At 65.8% G+C, this 22097-nt stretch carries 19 protein-coding genes and 2 pseudogenes; 13 read left to right on the top strand and 8 right to left on the bottom strand.

Translation table 11 applies throughout. From position 1 onward, the window contains the following. Positions 1-95 precede the first annotated feature (95 nt). The 3 genes from NC7_RS22600 to NC7_RS22590 are packed head-to-tail and all read left to right on the top strand — an operon-like array spanning position 96 to position 3308. The gene (locus NC7_RS22600; protein WP_067986393.1) at positions 96-1580 is read left to right on the top strand and encodes an ABC transporter substrate-binding protein; all 1485 of its coding nucleotides are present in this window, start codon (positions 96-98) and stop codon (positions 1578-1580) included. 37 nt (positions 1581-1617) lie between these two features. Next, a complete protein-coding gene (locus tag NC7_RS22595) occupies positions 1618-2499 on the top strand; it encodes an ABC transporter permease (protein WP_373861268.1) in 882 nt (293 codons plus the stop codon). Positions 2500-2531: 32 nt separating this feature from the next. After that, positions 2532-3308 (top strand): ABC transporter ATP-binding protein, encoded by a 777-nt coding sequence (locus NC7_RS22590; RefSeq protein WP_067986690.1) that lies wholly within the window; start codon positions 2532-2534, stop codon positions 3306-3308. Positions 3309-3567: 259 nt separating this feature from the next. On the opposite strand, the gene NC7_RS22585 is transcribed toward NC7_RS22590, so the two are convergent. Beyond that, positions 3568-4008, bottom strand: coding sequence for a VOC family protein (locus tag NC7_RS22585; protein ID WP_084458711.1), 441 nt, complete (start codon positions 4006-4008; stop codon positions 3568-3570). A gap of 312 nt (positions 4009-4320) precedes the next feature. On the opposite strand from NC7_RS22585, the gene NC7_RS29330 reads away from it, so the two are divergent. Then, a complete protein-coding gene (locus NC7_RS29330; protein WP_255285064.1) occupies positions 4321-4455 on the top strand; it encodes a hypothetical protein in 135 nt (44 codons plus the stop codon). A 184-nt stretch (positions 4456-4639) separates the two neighbouring features. Here the strand turns inward: NC7_RS29330 and NC7_RS22580 are convergent, their stop codons facing one another. Next, complete coding sequence (locus NC7_RS22580; RefSeq protein ID WP_067986391.1) at positions 4640-4993, bottom strand: histone-like nucleoid-structuring protein Lsr2; 354 nt, start codon at positions 4991-4993, stop codon at positions 4640-4642. Positions 4994-5381: 388 nt separating this feature from the next. Between NC7_RS22580 and NC7_RS22575 the strand changes: the two genes are divergently transcribed. Both NC7_RS22575 and NC7_RS22570 read left to right on the top strand, forming a co-directional pair. Then, positions 5382-6014, top strand: coding sequence for a saccharopine dehydrogenase family protein (locus NC7_RS22575; protein WP_084458710.1), 633 nt, complete (start codon positions 5382-5384; stop codon positions 6012-6014). Beyond that, on the top strand, positions 6014-6892 hold the full coding sequence (locus NC7_RS22570; RefSeq protein WP_067986389.1) for a TetR-type transcription factor C-terminal domain-containing protein: 879 nt from the start codon (positions 6014-6016) through the stop codon (positions 6890-6892). Before NC7_RS22575 ends, NC7_RS22570 begins: the two co-directional genes overlap by 1 nt. 68 nt (positions 6893-6960) lie before the next feature. Here the strand turns inward: NC7_RS22570 and NC7_RS22565 are convergent, their stop codons facing one another. Further along, the gene (locus tag NC7_RS22565; protein ID WP_067986384.1) at positions 6961-7869 is read right to left on the bottom strand and encodes a bile acid:sodium symporter family protein; all 909 of its coding nucleotides are present in this window, start codon (positions 7867-7869) and stop codon (positions 6961-6963) included. Positions 7870-8187: 318 nt separating this feature from the next. On the opposite strand from NC7_RS22565, the gene NC7_RS22560 reads away from it, so the two are divergent. Next, on the top strand, positions 8188-9102 hold the full coding sequence (locus NC7_RS22560; protein WP_067986382.1) for an acetoacetate decarboxylase family protein: 915 nt from the start codon (positions 8188-8190) through the stop codon (positions 9100-9102). Between the two features lie 99 nt (positions 9103-9201). Here the strand turns inward: NC7_RS22560 and NC7_RS22555 are convergent, their stop codons facing one another. Further along, the gene (locus NC7_RS22555; RefSeq protein WP_067986380.1) at positions 9202-10236 is read right to left on the bottom strand and encodes a GlxA family transcriptional regulator; all 1035 of its coding nucleotides are present in this window, start codon (positions 10234-10236) and stop codon (positions 9202-9204) included. 95 nt (positions 10237-10331) lie between these two features. On the opposite strand from NC7_RS22555, the gene NC7_RS22550 reads away from it, so the two are divergent. Continuing rightward, the gene (locus NC7_RS22550) at positions 10332-11306 is read left to right on the top strand and encodes an alpha/beta hydrolase (protein ID WP_067986378.1); all 975 of its coding nucleotides are present in this window, start codon (positions 10332-10334) and stop codon (positions 11304-11306) included. Positions 11307-11464: 158 nt separating this feature from the next. Further along, a complete protein-coding gene (locus NC7_RS22545) occupies positions 11465-12148 on the top strand; it encodes a type 1 glutamine amidotransferase domain-containing protein (RefSeq protein WP_067986370.1) in 684 nt (227 codons plus the stop codon). A gap of 57 nt (positions 12149-12205) precedes the next feature. Here NC7_RS22545 and NC7_RS22540 read toward each other — a convergent pair whose 3' ends face one another. Further along, positions 12206-13876, bottom strand: a complete 1671-nt coding sequence (locus NC7_RS22540; protein ID WP_067986361.1) for an FAD-binding dehydrogenase — start codon at positions 13874-13876, stop codon at positions 12206-12208. An 89-nt stretch (positions 13877-13965) separates the two neighbouring features. On the opposite strand from NC7_RS22540, the gene NC7_RS22535 reads away from it, so the two are divergent. Both NC7_RS22535 and NC7_RS22530 read left to right on the top strand, forming a co-directional pair. Next, on the top strand, positions 13966-14580 hold the full coding sequence (locus NC7_RS22535; protein WP_067986687.1) for a TetR/AcrR family transcriptional regulator: 615 nt from the start codon (positions 13966-13968) through the stop codon (positions 14578-14580). Positions 14581-14715: 135 nt separating this feature from the next. After that, a pseudogene (locus tag NC7_RS22530) lies at positions 14716-16009 on the top strand (NADH:flavin oxidoreductase/NADH oxidase family protein). Positions 16010-16056: 47 nt separating this feature from the next. Here the strand turns inward: NC7_RS22530 and NC7_RS22525 are convergent. After that, positions 16057-16872 (bottom strand): serine aminopeptidase domain-containing protein, encoded by an 816-nt coding sequence (locus NC7_RS22525; RefSeq protein WP_236573623.1) that lies wholly within the window; start codon positions 16870-16872, stop codon positions 16057-16059. Positions 16873-17130: 258 nt separating this feature from the next. Between NC7_RS22525 and NC7_RS22520 the strand changes: the two genes are divergently transcribed. Continuing rightward, entirely contained in the window at positions 17131-18717 is a 1587-nt protein-coding gene (locus NC7_RS22520; RefSeq protein WP_067986357.1) for a succinic semialdehyde dehydrogenase, read from the top strand. A 70-nt stretch (positions 18718-18787) separates the two neighbouring features. Here the strand turns inward: NC7_RS22520 and NC7_RS22515 are convergent, their stop codons facing one another. Next, the gene (locus NC7_RS22515) at positions 18788-20119 is read right to left on the bottom strand and encodes a YhgE/Pip domain-containing protein (protein ID WP_084458708.1); all 1332 of its coding nucleotides are present in this window, start codon (positions 20117-20119) and stop codon (positions 18788-18790) included. Between the two features lie 272 nt (positions 20120-20391). Between NC7_RS22515 and NC7_RS22510 the strand changes: the two are divergent. Continuing rightward, positions 20392-21383 (top strand): annotated as a pseudogene (locus NC7_RS22510) (NAD(P)H-quinone oxidoreductase). 19 nt (positions 21384-21402) lie between these two features. Here NC7_RS22510 and NC7_RS22505 read toward each other — a convergent pair. Then, on the bottom strand, positions 21403-22005 hold the full coding sequence (locus NC7_RS22505; RefSeq protein ID WP_067986355.1) for a TetR/AcrR family transcriptional regulator: 603 nt from the start codon (positions 22003-22005) through the stop codon (positions 21403-21405). Positions 22006-22097: the final 92 nt, after the last annotated feature.

Here is a 22097-nt window from a genome sequence, read left to right as displayed (position 1 = left end):
ACGGCGGCCCAGGTGGGACCGCGAGTGCGAAGTAGCTTAACTGTTCGGAAAACCGCAGTTGCCGGGCCGTAACAGTGCGCGACCACTCTTAGCGCATGTTCACCGCAAGTAAGCCCCGCAGTATCCGCCGACCGAGCGTGATCGGTCGCAGCAGGCGCGCACACGCCGCCGCGCTCGTCGCCGTGGCGGCCGTGGCGCTTTCCTCCGCAGTGTCTGGATGCACCCTGCTGGATTCATCGACCGTCGTGGTGAAGGTCGGCTACCAATCCAAAACCATCAACACCATCAACGCGGGCACCCTCATGCGCGACCGCGGCGAGTTCGAGAACGCTCTGCGCGAGGTCGGCGAGCGGACCGGTCTGAAGTACCGCGTCGTCTGGCAGGACTTCTCCTCGGGTGCGCCGCTGACCGCGGCGATGATCGCCACCCACGTCGACATCGGTTCGATGGGCGACTACCCCCTGCTGGCCAACGGTTCCAAGACCGCCAAATACGCGGACGCCGCGACCGAACTGATCGCCGTCACCGGCTACAACCTCCGTGGCTCCTTGAATCAGGTTGTGGTGCCCAATGATTCGTCGGCGACCACACTCGGCGACCTGCGCGGTAAGAACGTCTCGACCAGCCTCGGGTCGGCGGGCGACGGCATGCTGTCCTCAGCGCTGTCCCGGGCCGGTGTCGCCGCCGGGGAGCTCGCCATCGCCAATCAGGATCCCGCCATCGGCGCGGCCGCCATCCAGGGCGGCCAGGTCGACGCGCTCGCCCAGTTCGTGCCGTGGCCACAGCTGGTCGTCTTTCGGGGCCAGGGGCGGCTGCTCTACGACGGTGGCGACAACAACACCCCCACCTTCCACGGTGTCGTGGCCCGCAAGCAGTTCACCAGCGCACACCCGGAGGTGACTGCCGCGTTCCTGCGCGCGATGCAAGCCACGACCCGCTACATCATCACCGAACCGCTGCAGGCGGCCCAGCGCATCGGCGCGCTGACCGGCATCGAACCCGAGGTCGCCTACCTCTACAACGGCCCGAACGGGCTGGTCTCCTTCGATCCGACCCTCAAGACGCAGTTCCTCGGTGCGCTGGACACGGCCAAGGAGTTCCTGGTCCGTCGTGGATCGGTCACCGCGGGCTTCGAGATCGCCGACTTCCGCAACGACAGCTACCTGCGCACACTGCTCGGCGCCGAATACGACGCCACAGCCGCCGAGGTGACCAACCCGAGCAAACTCACCGGTTTCGATGAACTCTGCCAGCTGCCGGTCGCCGATGCCGCGACCGCGTCCGAGGTCTGGTTCACCGCTCAGCCCGGCACCACCGTCGCCGCCACGCCGAGCTGCCTGCTACGCCGCATAGCCCCCACCGCCGAACGTGTGCGCGCGGGATACGTCCCCGACACGATCACCGCGACCAAATTGTTCGCCGACAAGGCCAGCTGGGTCATCGACCCGGCCGCCCCCGCCACGGCGCGCTACCTGCCCTTCGCGACCGCCGCCGCGGCGGCGAATTACGTCGCCGAACATCCAGGCACTCGAAGCGTGACCTACGCCGCCGCCCTGACCCAATCCCTGCCCACCTCCTGACCCACCTCGTCACCCGAAAGGAGATCGCGCCATGGCGATCACAGCACTGCCGACCGACGACCAACCGAGGACCTCTGACCCGTTCGACCTGCGCACCACGGTGGCCGCGCTGCGCGCGCGGACACCGAAGATCACCCTCGGCCGGATCGGCGGCCTCGCGGCCTCGGTAGTTCTACCGCTGATCCCGATCACCGGCTTCATCGTGGTCTGGCATCTGCTCACGACCAACCAGGTCGTGGCCTGGTTGCGGTTCAACCGGATGCCGACCCCCGGCAGCGTCCTGGACAAGTTCAGTGCGCGCTTGGGTACCGGCGCGTACTACGACGACCTGTTCGCCAGCGTGCAGCGAATTCTGTTGGGATTCGGCCTGGCCGCGGTGATCGGTATCGGGCTCGGCGTACTCATCGGGCGCTCGCGCACCGCGCGCAAGACGCTTCGCCCGTTCCTCGAAATCGTGCGTCCCATCCCCGCGATCGCCATCGTGCCCCTGACGATTCTGCTGTTCCCTTCCAGCGAACAGGGCATCGTGTTCATCACCTTCTTCGCCGCGTTCTTTCCCGTGGTCGTCAGCACCATCCACGCCATGGACTCGCTGCCCAAGGTCTGGGACGAAGCCGCCCGCACCATGGGCGCGGGCCGCTGGACGATCCTGCGCAGCGTGGTCCTGCCCGGCGCGATGCCCGGCATCTTCTCCGGACTGTCGGTGTCGATGGGCGTCGCCTGGATCTGCGTGGTCAGCGCCGAGATGATCTCCGGACAGTTCGGCATCGGCTACTACACCTGGCAGGCCTACGGACTGCTCGACTATGCCGGGGTCGTCGTCGGGATGGTCTCGATCGGCGCGCTCGGCCTGATCACCGCCTGGGTCGTCGAACTGACCGGCAGGCGAGTCAATCACTGGCTGCCACGCGCCCAGTGAATTCCACCCCCACCAGCACGAGGAACCACATCATGACCAGCTCTGTACTCACCGATCCCACCCAGACCGGCGCCGCGATCCACCTCGACCGCCTCCAGCTCGGCTTCCACGGCAAGATCGCCGCCGACATCACCCTCGACATCGCGCCCGGTGAGGTGGTCGTCTTCCTCGGCCCGTCCGGTTGCGGCAAATCGACCATCCTGCGCGCCCTCGCCGGGCTGCTGACGCCCATGGGCGGAACCGCGACCGTCGACGGCGCCTCGGTGACCGGGACCGCGGCACGCTGCGCGATGGTCTTCCAGGAAGACGCGCTGTTCCCGTGGCGTACCGCCGTCGACAATGTTCGCTTCCCCCTCCAACTGCGCGGTCTGCGCGGCAAATCCGCCCGCGCCGCCGCCGCGAGCTACCTCGAACGTGTCGGCCTCGGCGCTTACCTCGATCACCTGCCCAGCCACCTGTCCGGCGGCATGCGCCAGCGAGTGCAACTCGCGCGCACCCTGGCTTGTGACCCCAAAGTCATGCTCATGGACGAGCCCTTCGGTGCCCTCGACGCCCAAACCCGCCTCGACATGCAGCAACTGCTGATCTCGGTGTGGGAACAGACCAAGACGACCATCCTGTTCGTCACCCATGACGTCGACGAGGCGCTGCTGCTCGCCGACCGCGTGGTCCTGCTCACCCACCGCCCCGCCACCGTCGCCGACCTCATCACCATCGACCGCCCCCGCGACCCCGAAGCCCCCTTCCGCGAGGACCACCAGCACCGCCGCCGCTCGATCCTCGAATTTCTCGGCCACACCAGTCGTTGACCGCTGAATCACGTTCGACCGCAGCAGATTCAAAGCTGCCACTCCGGATCCGAACCAGGGTCCGACGGAGTTCACCTCAGCGACAGCCAGGCGGTCTGCCGGATTCTCCATGCACACATCTGAGGTGTCCTCCGACTCAGGCACCTTGCCATGGATCACTCGTCCGGCTCAGCTGAACCACATACCAGCCCCCACGGCATCCAGTGATGCCGATGAGTTCGTGCGAAGTCTGACGACGGCTGAGCCGCGTCCCCGGAGGCTAGCGCCAGGGCATGTGTTGTAGGCACCATGTGTTGCCGTCGGGGTCGGCGAAGTACGCGTAGAACACTCCGCCGAGGTCCTCGACCTCGCTGATCTCGACGCCGCGATCGGCAAGCTCGGCGCGCGACGCCGCTATGTCGGCAACCACCAGGTGCAGACCGCGTAGTGTTCCCGGCGCCATGTCGAGGGTGGGGAGACCTTCGGCGAGGGTGATCGAGCATGCCGAACCGGGTGGGGTGAGCTGGACGATGCGGATACCGGGCTTCGGGTTGACGTCGACGTCGAGGCGGAATCCGAGCTGGTCCTGGTAGAAGGCTTTGGCCCGTTCGATATCGGTGACCGGAACCGGTACCAACTCCAGCAACAGCGCGCCGGGCGGTACGGTCGGGTTGCCGGAACCCGGGGGGATCTCGTTACCGGGCGTTGGCGTATCGGTCATGGATGGCGCCTTTCGTGGATGAGGAGAGCGAGCAGGGCGGCACGACAGTGCGTATCTTTCCGTATCCTTGCCGATGCCGAGTTCTATCGCGCTGTACCCCACGGCGGTGCGGATCTCGGCTCAGCAACTGTCTGTGCGCCATGGTGTCGAGACCGAACCGGTTGCAGCGATGGGCGATTCGCAAGGCGATCCGTAATAGATCTACCAGCTCGGCGTCGAGACCTTCCGAGCTCTCGATGGAGCCCTTCGGGTCAATGCGGCCGCGCTCCTGAACGGCCCGTCTTCTTCGTTGCCCGCCTGTTCGACCAAGGTGTGCGCGAGCTGTGGGAGCTGCTACCGCGGTACGAGGTGGACAAGCTCTTCGTCTCCGACAAGTTCAAGCGGGCGTTCCCGGAGTTCAAGGTCACGACCTACGCCGAGGGTGTGCCCGCTACCAGGGCCGAGTGACCCGCGCTCCTCGGAGCAGTGCGATCAGTCCCGGGCGGGAGTGCTGAGCGCTGTGGTGGGGAAGGTTTCGCCTCGACCGGCCAGTCCGGTCGAGGCGAACCACGCACCAACGATTTCCCATCCTCGTCGTCAGGTCCTTGCAGCACGCTCAGCGGATGAGCGCTACCGCAGGCGGTTCGTTCTCCTATGCCGTGGTCTTGTCGTAGGCGGCGATGATGTCGGTGGAGATCCGGCCGCGGGTGGAGACGGTGTGGCCGTTTTCGATGGCCCAGGCCCTGATGGCCGCGAGGTCGTTGCGGCGATTCGTCTTCGCGGGCGGGGTCGCGGTCGTGTTTCGGCGGGTGTTGCTCGTCTTGGTGCGTCCGGTTCGCCGGGCGTAGGGGGTCCATTGTTCGAAGGTGTTGCGCAGTTTGGTGGCGTTGGTGTGGGACAGGTCGATTTCGTAGGTGTGTCCGTCGATGGTGAAGATGACGGTTTCTTCGGCGGTGGATGTGCCGTCGTAGTCGTCGATGAGGGTGACAACGACCTTGCGCGCCATAGGATTTCCCGTCTGTTGTGTGTCCGGCTGTGATCATGGAGAGGGTAGCCGCACGAACAGCGGCTGGCTGAACTGGACGTGGGCTTCCGCAGGTGGATCGGTTCGGTGACATTCGTGGCCGGGTTCAGGCATACCGCGATCCCGGGCGCTGTTGGCGCGGGTGAGTGCTCGCCGCGGCCGAACGCTACGGCGACAACGGACCCGTGCCGTCTGAGGAACTGCGCGCCCACGCTGACCCCTGTGGCTGACGGGTTCGAAGAGTTCGCGTACGGTCAATGTTGACATTGCTAACACAGTTTCTTAGGCTGCTCGCGCTGACGGATCTCATCGGTCCGACAAGCAATTCGTCGTTGCGCTGATCTTCGCCCTCCAGGGAACGGACCAACATATGCCTGCCAGACGCGAATTCGACCTCGTGCTCGTCGGTGCCACGGGATTCACCGGAGGATTGACCGCTGAGTACCTCGCTGCTCAATTGCCGAGCGGCGCTCGCTGGGCTTTGGCGGGAAGGAACCCGGCCAAGCTGGCGGCCGTCCGCGAGCGACTGGCGGTGATCGACTCCGCAGCTGCCGAACCAGCGTTACTTCATGCCGACACGACGGATTCGAATTCGCTTCGGGCACTGGTGGAGTCGGCGCGTGTCGTCGTGACGACCGTCGGGCCCTACTTGGAGCATGGGGAGCCGTTGGTCGCCGCGTGCGCCGCGGCGGGCACCGACTACGTCGATCTCACCGGCGAACCCAAGTTCATCGATCGGATGTATTCGGCCTACCACGGCGAGGCCGTCGCCTCGGGGGCTCGGCTGGTCCATGCCTGCGGGTTCGACAGTATTCCGCACGACCTCGGTGTCTTGTTCACCGTCGAGCAGCTCCCCAAGGGTGTGCCGTTGACGGTACGTGGTGTCGTGCGCAGGGGTCAGGTGACCACCGCGGCCGCGATGGGTGAGAATCTGCTGCGGCGGCTGGTCGGTGCGGGTATCTCGTTCTCGGTGGTGGGTGTGGATCAGCCGTTGGTGGGCTGATGATCGGTTCGGCGCGTCAGGTCGGCCGGGCGATACGCGCCGCGAGGTCATCTGGCGGGGTGTCGCTGCGCGAACTCGCCTCCCGCGTCGAGGTGAGCCCGGCCACCATCAGCGCGATCGAGAACGGCAAGACTCGTGTCGACGTGGAACGGCTCCACGCGATTGCCGCCGCATTGGATATCGCCGTCGGGGAGTTACTGGAACGCCTCGCGGATTCGGGCGGTGCTCAGGTGCGGGCCGCTCCCGTCGCGTCGAGCCCGTCGGTGGTTCGGGACGGGCATTCCTGGCGAATGTTCGGGCCGGTGCGGCTGGATCCGGTGCTGTGGGCGGCGATCGAGGACTTCGTCGAGAAGGGTTACCACGGTTCGACGATGCGCTCGATCGCTCTGCGGGCGCGGATGAGTGTGCCGGGGGTCTACCACCACTACCGCAGCAAACAGCATCTGCTCGTGGCGTGTTTGGACGTGACGATGAGTGAGCTGTTCGCCCGGGTGGGGGCGGCACGCGAGGAAGGGGACGACCCGGTCGCGCGGGTGGCGTTCATGGTCGAGGCGCTGGCACTGTTCCACATGCACCGGCGGAAGCTGGCATTGATCGGCGCCAGCGAGATGCGCAGTTTCGAACCTTCCAATCGCCGCCGGATCAGCGCGTTGCGCAACGATTTACAGCACCTGATCGACGACGAGATCGCCGAGGGCGTCAGCCTCGGCGTGTTCACGGTAGGCAGTCCTCGTCATGCGGGGCGCGCGATTTCGACGATGTGCACGTCGTTGTCGCAGTGGTACCGCGAGAGCGGCCCGACTTCACCCGAGCGGATCGCCCGCGACTATGCGCGTTTCGCGCTCGGGTTGCTCGGGTCAGGTGTCCACGACAGCTGACTGAAGCGTGCCACCGGTTGCTCGTGATGTGGACGCGACCAGGAGGCGAACCGGTCGCGTCGCTGTGATCACAGAGTGTGCTGGTTCGACGCCGTGACCGGGCGAGCATCCGAACCGTCTGTGGCACTGCTGTTTCGAGTGATCGCATACCCGAAGAGGGCCGCGATGACATACATCAGCACCGAGTACACAGCGGCCGGGATCGCGGCCTCGGAGCTGTTGAGGACGCTCAGGGCGATGGTCATCGCCACGGCGGTGTTGTGGATCCCGACTTCCATCGACACGGCGATCGCCGGTGGTCGAGCGAGCCGGAGAAGGCGCGCTGCGGCGTATCCGAGTGTGAGACTGCACAGGCAGAAGATGGCGGTGACCAGTCCGACCTGGCGTGCGTAGTCGGCGATGTTGTCGCGTTCGGCTATCAGCGCTCCGATCGAGACCAACACCAGCACACCGACCGAGAAGATCCTGACCGGCCGGTCCGCCCGAGTGGCGAGCGCGGGGAAGAAGTGGCGGGTGATCATGCCGATCACGACCGGTGCCAGCACGATGGCGATCACCTGGATCACTTTGCTCAGCTGCAGCCCGACCTCGCCTTCGGCACCGAAGTAGCCGATGGCGAAGTCGGTGATCACCGGCACCGTGACCGCGGCCAGCACGGCGTTGATCGCGGTGAGGGTGATGTTGAGGGCGACGTCGCCACGGAAAAGATGGCTGTAGAGGTTGGCCGTGGTGCCGCCGGGGGAGGCCGCAAGCAGCATCATTCCGATGGCGAGCAGCGGGTCGAGATCGAAGAGCATGATCAGTCCGAACGCCATGGCCGGGAGGAACAGAAGTTGGAGGGCCAAGGCGATGACAACGGCTCGCGGTGACTGTGTGATCCGGCGAAAATCGCCGACGGTCAGGGTGAGCCCCAACCCGAACATGATGATGGCGAGTGCGCTCGGCAACCCGATCGTGATCAGGGCAGATGATTCCATTGACTACTCTCGATTCGGTGGAGCGAAGACATTCGATCCACGCGTGGTTCGTGTGAACACGATCAGGCGATTGCGGGGGTTCTTCCCCGCCGCAATGTAATTGGCGCTAACATTACTGTCAACCACAGCAGGGTCTCGTTCAAGTGTGCTGGCGTCGATCGAAGGAAGCCTGGGTCGGGGGGGTCGGGCCCGGTCGGCGGGGTGGACCTCGGATCGGTGCGATTCACCGCGTCGTCCCTGCGTATCGCCCGTGTTGACGCTGCTAACATTTGTGCTATCGTCGGTGTTCCGCAACGAGTGAGCAAGGGAGCTACGCCGATGTCAGCGACGAAGCCAACATCCGTAGAAGTCGATCTGGGTGGTCGCCGGATCGAGGTACCGAAGGGCGGACTGTACGACCGGTATCGCATGAATACCGATTTGGACGCCATTGCCCGTGACCCCCGAGTCAGTAGCACCGATTTCTTTCGACGGCTTCCGAAGAAAAAAGTGGAATCGCCGATCGGCGAAACCCTCACGCCGAACTTCTATTACCGGATGTCGAGTACCCGACTCACCATGCTCGCGAAATCGCGGGCCATCCGTTCCCGACTACCCGACGGCCTGGCGCCGTTGGAAGTGGTGCCAGGGATCGGTTTCGTCTCGGTGGTCTTCTTCCGTTACGACGTCTGCGACATCGACTTCTACACCGAGGTCGCGGTAGCCGTCGGCGCCAGGCCCGCGCGCCACGGCGGCCCGGGAATCATCGACCTGCTGTCGGGTCTGAGTAACGACCACCTCCACAATTACGTGCTGTCGCTGCCGGTGAGCTCCCAGATCGCCCAGGTACGCGGCCACGACGGCTACGGGTTCCCCAAGTGGGTGACCGAGATCGATGTCGACATCGACGCAACCGGCACCACAGCGCGAGTGGTCAACGACCAGGGCGACACGGATCTGGCGCTGTCGGCGCCGACACCGAGCGAGAAGCGTTATCGCAGTGGTGAACGGGTGTCGACGTTGACCTCGTACACCTCGATCGGCGGCGCGTGGCACGCGACGCAGACCCAGATCAACATGCTCGCCGGAGGCTCTGCCGGCCTGCCGCGGGGCGTCGATCTGCAACTCGGTCACGGCAGACTCTCCGAGGACCTTCGCTTTCTCGACCCGATCAAGACCGTCCGACTCGATGTCATCACCGAGGGGCAGGTCGCCTTGCACATGCCGATCCCGACATCGATGCCGGTCGGCTGACGTTCATCGGCGCGGCACAGTTCGGTCGCTCCAACGGCCGCACTGTGCCGCCCCGGCGATGATCCCGCGTCGCCGTCACCGCGGCCCAGGGCAGCGGGGCTACGCGTGGGTGGGTGAAGCTTCCGCGACGCGTGTACTCGGCGTACGAAATTTGCGGCGATACTCGGCCGGTGTCACGCCGGTCGATCGTCGGACGAGTTTACGCAGAGTGGATGTGTCGGTGTAACCGACCGATTGTGCGATTCTCTCCAATGTGTGATCGGTGACGGCGAGGTCCTGCATGACGCGTTCCAAACGCGCGGCCTGAATGTATTCTGTGACCGACATGGCGGTCGCTTTCGAAAAGCGACGCTGTAAGGTGCGCGGGTGCAGGCTGACGGAGCGGGCGAGGTCTTCGATCGACAGGGGACGGTCCAATTCTGATTGAATACGTTGTTGAATGCGGAGTACTTCCTCGTCGGTGTGCGTATTCGGCGGCTTGAAATCCATGTAGGGCATCTGATGCTGTCGGGGCGCGTCGGCGATCATGAATCGCGACGTTCGCAGCATGACAGTCGGACCGAGCAGCGACTCCACCAGGGACAGACCCAGATCCACCCAGGCCATGATTCCGGCGGCAGTGATGACGTCACCGTCGTCGATGACCATGCGGGTCGCGTCGAGTTCGACCGAGGGAAAGCGGCGAGCGAACTGATCGGCGAAAGCCCAGTGGGTCGTCGCGGGTCGGCGATCGAGCACGCCGGTTTCGGCAAGCACGAAAACCCCAGCGCACAGGGCCCCCAGGACTGCCCCGTCGGCACGCAGTCCGAGCGCCCAGCGGCGGAGGGTGTCGGCCGAGCCCATGTGCTCGGGCTCAACCAGGCTGGGCGGAAAGATCACATGGGTAGGACGATGGGCCGTGCCTGGTCGCGAGTCGTACGTGCAGACGACATCGTGCTCGTCGAGTTGCCAATGACTCACCCGCACGGGGGTGTCGGGACTTCCCAGAATCGCTGCTTGTTCACCGGCGACGCGAAACACATCGGTCAGCCCGAATATTGCCGCCATCTGACACCGTGGATAGGCGACGAGCGCAATTTCGGCGTCCATCGATGCGGTGTCGCGATCGCCCCACGATGTGTCGTCTGCGCCCATAGCCACATGGTAGCGAAAGGCATAACGTGGGTCCCGGGCATTGACCCGAACGTGGCGTCGACCACGATGCCTCGACCGACCGGAGAGGAAAGTTGATGTCGAATACGGATTCGCCGATCACCCCTTACCTGGAGGACGCCGCCCGCGAGCTGACCGAGGCCACGGACCCGCACCCGCGAATTTATGAGGTGCCGCCGGAAGAGGGCCGCAAAATCCTGTCGGATCTGCAAAGCGATCAGAGTGTTCCCCGCCCCGATGTCGACGAGGAATGGGTTGAGGTCGACGCAGGGCAGTGGGGGACGGTACGCACCCGCATCATTCGACCCAAAGGCGCGCAGGGCCCGCTGCCGGTCGTGTTCTACATCCACGGTGCAGGCTGGGTTTTCGGCGACGAACACACCCATGATCGGCTGTTTCGCGAACTGACGGTCGGCGCGGGTGCCGCGGGCGTGTTCCCGGTCTACGACTGGGCGCCGGAGAAGAAGTATCCCACCCAGGTCGAGCAGAACTACGCGGTCGGCCAATGGCTGCTCGCCCACGGCGCCGAGCACGGCCTCGATACCTCTCGCGTCGCGGTCACCGGAGAATCCGTCGGCGGATGCATGTCGGCGGTGTTCGCGCTGATGAACAAGGACCGCGGCGGCATCGACCTCAAGGCGCAGGTGCTCCTGTATCCCGTGACCGCCGCCGACTTCGACACCCCCTCCTACCACCAGTTCGCCGAGCACTACTACCTGACCCGCGACGGTATGAAGTGGTTCTGGGACGCCTACACCACCGACCCGGCCGCGCGCCGTGAGCCGTACGCGTCACCGCTGGAAGCCGGCGTGGAGCAGTTGCGTGGTCTGCCACCGACATTGGTGATCACCGCCGAGGCCGACGTGCTGCGCGACGGCGGCGAACTGTTGACCAACAAGCTGCGTGAGGCCGGGGTCGAGGTCACCGGCGTCCGGATCAGCGGTACGGTGCACGACTTCCTACTGCTCGACAGCCTTCGCGACACACCCGCGACCAACGTGGCGCGCAAACTGGCGATCGACGCGCTGCACGCGGCCCTGCACAACGACTGAGTTCACCTGCCCACCGGGCGGGCGCGACACGACGGCCGCGAAGGCGGCTGGAAGCCGAATTGTGCCCGCTCGATGGGCGACACTTGTTCGGCCTGTCAGGACGACCCTGCGGCACGGTCCCGGGGCCGCGGCGACAAACACATGAAGGAAGATCACGCATGACCAAGCGCATCTTGAATGTCGTCACCAACGTCGGCGACTTCGATGATCCCGCACACCCGACCGGATTGTGGTTGTCCGAACTGACCCATGCCTGGCACGTGTTCGAAGAACACGGTTTCGAGCAGGCGCTCGTCAGCCCGGCCGGTGGGCCGTCCCCACTGGAACCGAGGTCGTTGAAGTTCCCGAACTACGACAAGACCGCGAAGGCCTGGCGTAACGATCCGGCTCGAATGGCGTTGTTGGACAACACCGCGCACCCCGATGAGATCGATTCCGCCGACTACGACGCCATCTACTTCACCGGCGGTCACGCGGTGATGTACGACTTCCCCGACAGTGCGGGCCTGCAGCGCATCACCCGCGAGATCTACGAACGCGGTGCCATCGTCTCCTCGGTGTGTCACGGCTACTGCGGGCTGCTCAACACCAAGCTCTCCGACGGCACCCTCCTCGTCGCGGGCAAGAAGCTCACCGGCTTCGCCTGGCAGGAGGAGGTATTGGCGCGGGTGGACAAACTCGTCCCGTACAACGCCGAAGAAGAGATGAAAAAGCGTGGCGCTCGCTACGAGAAGGGCAAACTGCCCTTCCTCTCCTACGCGGTGGTCGACGGCAACCTGGTGACCGGCCAGAACCCTGGTTCGGCGAAAGAAACCGCCAAGAAGGTCGCCGCACTGCTCTAGGAGACCCGACAGTTCCAGCGGAAGCGGGGTCGCGCCACCGGCCCCGCTTCGCCGGGGTCACACCTGGGCCGCGGCGGCCCGTCCCGCCGCTCGTCCGGAGAAGATGCAGCCACCGAGGAAGGTCCCTTCCAGCGAGTTGTAGCCGTGCACCCCGCCCCCGCCGAAACCCGCCGCCTCACCCGCCGCGAACAGGCCGGGAATCGGGGCACCGGCCAGATCGAGGGCGCGTGAGTCGAGATCGGTTTGGATGCCACCGAGGGACTTGCGGGTCAGGATGTGGAGTTCGACGCCGACGAGCGGGCCCGCGGCCGGGTCGAGAAGCCGGTGTGGAGCGCTGGTGCGCATGATGCGGTCACCGAGGTAGCGGCGTGAGTTGTGGATGCCCTGGATCTGGGCGTCCTTGCTGAAAGCGTTGTCCACCTGCAGATCTCGGTCGAGGATCTGCTCGCGAATGTCGGCCACGCTGAGCAACGGTTCCTCGGTGAGGCCGTTCATTTTCCCGACCAAGTCGTCGAGAGTGTCGGCGATGACGAAGTCGGCACCGTGGCGTTTGAACGCTTCGACCGGGGCTGGTGCATTCTTGCCCAAGAATCGTTCCCGGACAAGAGCTTTGCGGTTGCGGTTGGTCATGTCGGGGTTCTGTTCGGATCCCGACAACGCGAATTCCTTGGCGACGATCCGCTGAGTGGTGATGAACCACGAGTGGTCGTACGCGGCGATCTCCGGTGTGGTGCGCAGGTATCGAAGCGTACCCAGCGTGTCGTAGCCGGGTAGATACGGTGCGGGTAGGCGTCGGCCCAGCGCGTCGAACCACATCGAGGACGGTCCGGGCAGGATGCGGATGGCGTGGCTCGGCCAGATCGGGTTCCAGTTCAGGATACCTTCGGTGTAATGCCACATGCGGTCGCGGTTGACCAGGCGAACACCGGCGTCGGCGGCGATATCGAGCATGCGTCCGTCTACGTGGGCGGGCACGCCGGTGATCATGCGTGCCGGGGGAGTGCCCAACCGCGTGGGCCAGTGCCGCCGGACGTGTTCGTGGTTGCCACCGATGCCGCCGGTGGCGAGCACGACCGCAGAGGCCGACAGGACGAACTCGCCGACGACCTCACGGTTGGAGGGCTCGCCGCGGGCGCTGGTGTCATCGGCGAGGATCGCGCCCTGGACGCCGGTGACAGCGTCGTCGGTGAAGATCAGTTCGTCGACGCGGTGACGATGGCGGAACGAGACCGACCCCGCTTCCTCGGCACGCAGTGCCGACTCGGTGAACGGACCGACGACACCGGTGCCGGTGCCCCAGGTGATATGGAAACGGGGCACCGAGTTGCCGTGTCCGTTCGCGGTCAGGTCGCCGCGCTCGGCCCATCCGACCGAGGGCAGGAAGCTGATGCCGAGGTCGGTGAGGTAGGCACGTTTGTCGCCCGCGGCGAATTCGACATAGGCCCGCGCCCATTTCTGTGCCCAGCTGTCCTCGTCGTCGAGCCGGTCGAAACCAGCGCTGCCCCACCAGTCTCGCCACGCGAGTTCCGGTGAGTCGTGCACGCCGAGGCGACGCTGTTCGGGGCTGTCGACGAGGAAAAGCCCTCCGAAGGACCAGAACGCCTGACCGCCGAGATTCGCCGCGTTCTCCTGATCTACGACGAGCACACGCTTGCCCGCTCGGGTGAGCTCGTGGGTGGCGACGAGCCCGGCCAAGCCCGCTCCGACCACGATGACATCGGCGTCCATACAGCACCTGCTCCTTCGGCTGACAACATTGGATACATGAATGTATCCGATACGTCTATGTATCGTGAGCCTGTTGTAGCGTATTGCCGGTGAGCACTGTCGATTCGGCCAAACCCGCACGGGTCACCAAACGTCGAGCCGAGACACGGGCGCGGCTGCTCGACGCGGCATTCGCCGTGTTCGCCGACAAGGGTTTCGGGCAGGTGCGAATCGACGACGTGTGTGCCGCTGCCGGTTACACCCGCGGCGCCTTCTACTCGCAGTTCGACAGCCTCGAAGAGCTGTTCTTCGAGCTCTACGATCAGCGGGCGAGTCTGATCGTCGACCAGGTCCGCGCCGCGCTGGTGGCGGTGGAGGACTCGGCCGACCTCGATGCGTTCGTGGACCAGCTGTCCTCGACACTGCTGCTGGATCGCCGATGGCTCCTGGTGAAGACCGACTTCCTCACCCACGCCGCCCGCAGGCCCGAGGTCGCGGCTCGACTGCTCGGGCACCGCGCGCAACTGCGCGCTGCGATCGAGTTCAAACTCGACAACGCGGGGCTGCCCGTACCGCCGGAGATGGGGTCGATCGCGGACGCCGCGCGCGCTGTCGTGGCGGCCTACGACGGTGTGACCGTGCAACTGCTGCTCGACGGCGACCAGGTAGCGGCCCGGCGTTGGTTGGCCGGATTGATCGCGCAGCTCGGACTGTCCAGGCGCTGACTGCCCCGGGTACTCGCTCGACGCATCCTGTCGCTCGGGGATTCTGTGACCACGTCAAGTTGACGCCGCTAACATCTCTCCGTATGTTAGCGGTGCGTACTTATGCGCGCGAGGTGGCGACGAGAGGAGGCCTGTATGTCGAACGGGTCGAACAGAAGTGAGTTGTTCTCCCCTTTGCGATTGCGCTCCGGGCAAGTCCTGTCCAACAGGATCGCCAAGGCCGCGATGGAAGAGGGCATGGCGGGCAAAGGGCAACTGCCCGATGAGCGCTCGATCGCGCTCTATCGACGGTGGGGCGCCGGTGGTGCCGGGCTGTTGATCACCGGCAACGTGATGGTTCAGGCCGAGGCGCTCACCGGTCCCGGCGGCGTCGTGCTCGATGCGAGCGCCCCGATCGAGCCCTTCGCACGCTGGGCCGCCGCGGGCAAGGCCGCCGGTGCGGCGATGTGGATGCAGATCAGCCACCCCGGCCGACAGGTGCGGGCGAACATGCCGGGCGTGGCGTGGGGTCCGTCCGATATCGCCGTCGACCTCGGCAAACACTCGAAGCGATTCGCGCGTCCGGTCGCGATGACCCACCGTCAGATTCTGGAGACCCGGGACCGGTTCGTCACGACCGCGGTCCGCGCCGAGCTCGCGGGCTTCGACGGTGTCGAAGTGCATGCCGCACACGGGTATCTGCTGTCGCAATTCCTGTCACCGCTGGTGAACAACCGCACCGACGAATGGGGCGGATCGCTCGAGAACCGGGCCCGGCTGCTCCTTGGCATCGTGAGGGGCATCCGGTCGGCGGTGTCGCCCACATTCGCAATCGCGGTCAAGCTGAATTCGGCCGACTTCCAGCGCGGAGGATTCGACGCCGTGGATGCGCGGGAGGTGATCGCCATGCTGGCCGCGGTCGGCGTCGATCTCGTCGAGGTCTCGGGGGGCAGCTACGAAAGTCCCGCGATGTCGGGCCGCCCCGCCGATGGGCGCACCGCCCCGCGAAGCCTACTTCCTCGAGCTGGCCGCGCAGCTCGCCGAGAGCAGCGAGCTCCCGCTGTTGCTGACCGGTGGGATTTCTCGCCGGGAGACCGCCGAGCGGGTGCTCGCCGACAATGTCGCCCTCATCGGCATGGCGACGGCCCTCGCGGTCACCCCCGATCTGCCGAACCGGTGGCGGGAAGGACTCGCCGCTGCCGGGGCTCTGCGGCGCGTGACCTGGTCGGACAAGTCGCTGGCGTCGCTGGCCGAGATGGCGATGGTTCGCTACCAGATGCGCCGCATGGCCGCGAGCAAGGACCCCGCCCTCGGAGTGCTGCCCGCCTGGGCGATCGTGGCCGATCAGCGAGTGCAGCGTCGCGCCTTGCGCCGGTACTCGCGGTGGTTGGCCGAGAATCGTGAGAGCAGTCGGGTGGAGTGGCCCCGGCTTCCCAGCTCCGCGCGCTGAGCCGGGCTGCCGTGGCTGGAAGGCCCGGCCACGGCAGGCCCGCGCATTCAGCCGAAATGGCCGATGGCAGAGGATGGCTGGTGCGCGTGGTGCTGTTCGCTCCACCATGCGACGATGCGGTCGACCACCGGGCCGGGAGAGCGCACCCATGTGATGTGATCGTTGCTCGCCCCGGCGGGTACCTCGGCTCGGGTGTAGTCCCAACGCGTGGCGCGGTCGGCACCGAAGAGTTCGCGGGCGAAGGAGTCGACACCGCGGCGTGGGGCGAGAGTGTCGCCCTCCAGGGAAATGATCAGTGCAGCGGTGTCGATCGTGTGCTCGGCCGGAAACGGCGGTCGGCCCGTGAGCACCATCTTCGCCCATTCGCGCATCAGCGTCCGCGCGCCGGGGGCGCCGAATGCGGGCTCGGGCACGAAGCCGAAGGTGGTGGTGATGGCCGGTATCAGGGCGGCGCCTGCGGCGACCGGCAACCCGAAACGAGGGTAGTGCCGGAAATGGGGAATGCAGCCGCCGACTGTCACCAGGCCGTCGGCGCCCGGAAAGTTGAGTTCGTGACCCGCGGCGAGCTGGGCGCCGAGGCTGTGTCCGAGAATGATCACGGGTCTGGCGGGGTGGTCGCGGCGCGCGGCGCGCACTGCCGACGCGATGGTGTCGATCTCGTCACCGTAGGACCAGTCCTCGGTCCTCGAAGCGCGTGGTTGATCGGGTTCGAATCCGCGCCTCGGTAGCGTCTGCGCGAGCCAACCGCGTTCGGTGAACGCGGAGACAAGTGGTGTGTAGAACCGTGAGCCGATCGCCATCGCGGGTGAGATCAGTACTACCGGCGTGGTCGCGCCCGGGCTTCGGTTGCTCGGCGTTGTCACTATCGGCTCCTCAGGTCGTCGGCGGGCGAAGTGTGGGACTCGTGCGAATCCTGGGCCTCGGCCAGCTGCCGAGACTAATGTAAGCGGTGAGAACATGTGAAGTCGGCCCGGTTTCTCGTTGCGGAGGTCACATCTCCGGTTAATTGTTGACAGTGCTTACATCTGGGGCTAGCGTCGGAATCAGCGAAGAGCCGACGGCGCCCTACGGATCAGGCCTCACCGTCGCACCGACTGCCTGGACACATTGGAGCTGGCACGATGACCATCGATCACACCCCACGCACGACTTCGACCGGCAACGCTGGCATTCCTGCGGCGCTGTCGGCCAGGCTGGCTACCCGTGTCAGCGCGGGCCCGGACGCGCAGCGTGTGCAAACCGCCACACCGTTCACCGGCGACCTCCTGGCCGACTTGCCGGTGTCGACGCCCGCCGATGTCGAGGCGGCCTTCGTCCGCGCTCGGGCCGCTCAGGCCGCGTGGGCGGCGAAGCCGGTCGCCGAACGCAAGGCGATCCTGCTGCGCTTCCACGATCTGCTGTTGGATCGGCAGTCCGAGGTGCTGGATCTGATTCAGGCCGAGAACGGGAAGGCTCGCCGCGACGCCTTCCTCGAGGTCACCGATATCGCGCTCGCGACCCGCTACTACGCGCGCAGTGCGGCGAAATTGCTCGCCCCCAAGCGTCGTCGCGGTGCCATTCCCGTGCTCACCCACACCACCGAGCTGCACCACCCGAAAGGCGTCGTGGCCGTCATCTCACCGTGGAACTACCCGCTGAGTATGGGAGCGGGCGACGCGATCCCGGCGTTGCTGGCAGGCAATGCGATCGTGCAGAAACCCGATACCCAGACCGCGCTCACGGCGCTGTGGGCACTGGATCTGATGACCGAGGCCGGTTTGCCCACCGGCGTGTGGCAGATGGTGATCGGTCGGGGCGGCTCCATCGGTCAATCGCTGATGGACAACGCCGATTACGTGATGTTCACCGGCTCCACCGCCAGTGGGCGCCGCATCGCCCGCGACGCGGGCGAACGCCTCATCGGGGCCTCGCTCGAACTGGGTGGCAAGAACCCCATGATCGTCCTCGACGACGCCGACATCGCGAAAGCCGCCGAGGGTGCGATCGCGGCCTGCTTCTCCTCGACGGGCCAATTGTGTGTCTCGATCGAACGCCTCTACGTCGCCGAGTCGGTGCGCGACGAGTTCGTGGCCGCCTTCGTGGAGCGCACGAAGCGGTTGAAGATCGGTGCCGCCTTCGACTACAGCACCGAGGTCGGCAGCCTGACCAACCAGTCGCAATTGGACACCGTCACCGCCCATGTCGACGACGCGGTCGCCAAGGGTGCGACGGTACTGGCCGGTGGCCTGCCGCGGCCTGATCTGGGCCCCTTGTTCTACGAACCCACGATCCTGACCGATGTCACCCCGGAGATGACTCTCTACAACGACGAGACCTTCGGGCCGGTCGTCTCGATCTACACCTTCCGTGACGACGAGGAAGCGATCCAGCGTGCCAACGCCACCACCTACGGCCTCAACGCCAGCGTGTGGAGTCGCGACGGTGCCCGCGGTCGCGCGGTCGCCTCGCGAGTGCGTGCGGGCACCGTGAACGTGAACGATGCCTACGCCGCGGCCTGGGGCAGCGTCGACGCACCGATGGGCGGGATGGGTGACTCCGGGCTCGGCCGTCGCCACGGCGCGGACGGCATGTTGAAGTACACCGAAGCTCAAACCGTCGCCCACCAGCGTCTGCTGGGTTTCAGCGCACCGGCGGGCTTGTCGGACAGCGCATGGGCGCAGACGTTGACCCTCGCGTTGAAGACGATGAAGCGGATCGGCGCTCGGTGAGGATGGATACTGACGACACGGTCCTGGACTCGATCGACGTCCAGAGCCGTGTTCTGTGTCGCGCTACTGGTCAGTCTGCGATCTGTGGGGCAGGACGGGCGTTCCGGGTCAGGCCCTTGTGGTCGTAGAACCACGTGACAGCCAGGCCGAAGAGCAACCCGACACCGAGTCCGAGCGTGGTCATCCACATACCGCGCTCGAGGCCCGCCGCTGCGCTGCCGTCGAAGTACATCAGGGAACGGACAGCCAGATAGACCTGGCGAAGCGGTTCGAACTCGGCCAACCAGTGGATGAAGGGTGGAACGGCCTCGACCGGGATCGTGCCGCCTGCCGACGGCATGCCGAGAATGACGAACAGGATCAGATTGACCAGGATGCCCGCCGAGCCGACGGCGGCTTGGATGGACAGCGCCGTCACACCGACGGCGGTCATCGCGAAGGTGCTGTAGAGGAACAGCGCGAACGGCTGATCGACGTGCACCCCCACCGCGGCGGTGATTCCGCTCAGCGCCGCGGAAGTCAGGATTGCCGCGACCGCGATCACGGCCCACTTGATGACCAGCGTGCGCAGGCGCGAGATCGACGCCGAGGGGGTGTGACTGAAATACGGCCCGTACTCGGTGGGCGCGAACCCGAGCATGGAGTCGATGATCGCGTGCACCGTCATGGCCCCGGTCATGCCGCCGAGCAGGATGGTCAGCGCGTAGAAGAACGCGGTCAATCCCTGCCCGGACCCTTCCGGGACACCGTGGTACGGCTCGATGATCGGCCGGACCGGCTCGGTGAGCAGCAAACGGGTGGTCGCGCTCAGCTGTGTACCCGCCCCGAGCTGTTGCTGGACGCGGTCGGTGAGTCGCGGACCGAGTTCGGCGTTGACCGAGGCGATCGTCTGGTCGGCGAACCGGGTGGAGATCGAGGTGCTGAACGGGCCGAGGCGCGGGTTGGTCTGCATGGTGATCGTCGGCTTGTCGACATCACCCGGGACGACCGAACCGGCGCCGAGAATGCCGAGCCGCTTGCTGAAATCGCCCGGAATGATCAGCACCCCGTACACTTGCCCGTCTTTCACCAGATGTTCGGCCTCGTTGATGCCGACCACCCGTAAGTCGAATTTGTCCTGCGAAGTAGCGGCGACGAGGGCGTCGAGAACCTCGGTCCCGTAATTGACGGTCTGCTGCTGTCCCGGCGGGCCGGTCGTCTCGCCGACGTCGCTGTTGACCACCGCGATGCTGTAGCCGTGCAGATTCTGGTCGGGTTTGGCCACGTAGGCCAGATACATCAGGCCCAGCAGCGTCGTGAACACCGTCACCACGATGACCGGCATCACCCAGCGAAAGCCTAAGGAGTTCGATTGTGCCGCGGCCGTGGCGGCGGTGTTCTCGGGCAGTGAATGGTCGCTCATCTGAATGCTCCTGGTCCGGTAACGCGGGTGTTGGACATCGGTGCGACGCAATGAATTGATCCGCGCAGGGGGCGGATGCGGTAACAATGCCATCTGCCGGGCGTTCCCATGGGCGGGGCACGCATTTCTGGGGTTCGGATCGCAACTCGGTCACAGGGATCACTCGTTACTCGGGCGACTGTGGTGCGAGATACCGTGGAGGCCGTTGACGGACCGTGTTTCGGGGGTAATGTTAGCGGCGTGTACATTATTGTCGACGTAGAGGGGAAAACATGTTCGCGGTGACGCTCGACGGCTACGGCGGTCCGGAACGGATGAAGTGGACCGAGGTCGACGACCTGCCCGTCCCAGCGGCCGGGAAGTGGCGATCGATGTGGTCGCGGCGGGGGTCAATCGCGCCGACATCATGCAGCGTCAGGGCTTCTATCCGCCCCCACCGGGTGCGAGCGACATCCTCGGGCTCGAAGTATCCGGGGTGATCGCCGCCGTCGGCTCCGGCGTCGAGGACTGGAAGCCCGGTGATGAGGTCTGTGCCTTGCTGGCCGGAGGTGGATACGCCGAACGTGTCAATGTGGCGGCGACACAGGTCCTTCCGGTACCCGAGGGCGTCGACCTGGTCACCGCGGCGGCGCTGCCCGAGACCGCCGCCACGGTCTGGTCGAACATCGTCATGGCCGGCGGGTTGCGTTCCGGGCAGACGCTGCTGATCCACGGTGGCGGCAGTGGCATCGGCACCCACGCCATCCAGGTCGGTCGCGCGCTCGGTGCCCGCGTCGCTGTCACCGCCGGATCTCAGGCCAAACTCGATCGCTGCCGCGAACTCGGCGCCGACACCCTGATCAACTACCGCGAAGACGATTTCGTCGAAGTCGTGACCGCCGAGTACGGCGGGGCCGACGTGATCCTCGACATCATGGGTGCCGGTTATCTGGCTCGCAACGTCGAAGCGCTCGCCGAAGGTGGCGATCTGACGATCATCGGCCTGCAAAGTGGTTCGACCGCCGAGCTGGATCTCGGCTCGATGTTGTTCAAACGAGCCTCGGTGCACGTGACGAACTTGCGCCGCCGCCCCACCGAGGGCCCCGATTCCAAGGCCGAGATCATCGCCGCGCTGAGGGAACGGCTGTGGCCGCTGATCGCCGAAGGCGAGGTCACTCCCGTTGTCTCGGCCGAGATTCCCATCGTTGATGTCGCCCGAGCCCACCCGCTGCTCGATTCCGCCGACTCTGTGGGAAAGGTGCTGCTCATCGTGCGGCGACCCTGACGCGTCGCCGCCAGGTGATCTACGCGCCCCTGCCCGGGATCGTCGCGGGCAGGGAGGCGGCGAGGAAAGCACGGACGGTCGCGTTCACCCGCTGGTCCAGCTCGCCCGGAACGGCGGCGTCGAATTTTCCGTTGAGGTACAGAAACGCCAGACCGTGCACCAATGACCACATGGCGGTGGCCAGTGCTTCCTCGTCGGCCTGCGGGAACGCTTCTCGCACCACCGATCGCACATAGTTGTGGATCGCGGTGGTCGCCTCGACTCGTTCGGGGCTACTCGGATCGCACGGCTCGGCGAACATCGAGCGGAACAGGCCCGGCCGATTCAGGGCGAACCGGATGTAGGCCGAAGCGATCGCGCTGAAATCCTCGGCTGTGCGCGGCGCCGCGCTTGCCGCGAGCAGGTCGGCGGCCAGGTCGCGAAATCCGACGGCGGCCACGGCGGAGAGCAGGGCATCTCGATCGGCGAAATGGCGGTAGGGCGCGGCAGTCGATACGCCCGCGCGGCGGGCGGCGGCGCGCAGGGACAGCTCGGCGGCGCCGTTCTCCTCGAGGAGGTCGATCGCGGCGCGGACCAGCGCGGAGGGGAGGTCGCCGTGATGGTACGTGTTCGAGGTTGCCATGACACCAATCTAACAATTGTTGACACCGCTAACATCTGCGTTTACTGTTAGCCGCCGCACAGTGTTAGCAGTGTCAATATCGTGTGCGGGAA

The organism is Nocardia caishijiensis NBRC 108228 (assembly GCF_001612825.1).
GTDB classification, from domain to species: Bacteria; Actinomycetota; Actinomycetes; order Mycobacteriales; family Mycobacteriaceae; genus Nocardia; species Nocardia caishijiensis.
Note: the sequence above shows the minus strand (reverse complement) of the source record. Positions and strands in the feature narration are given on the sequence as shown.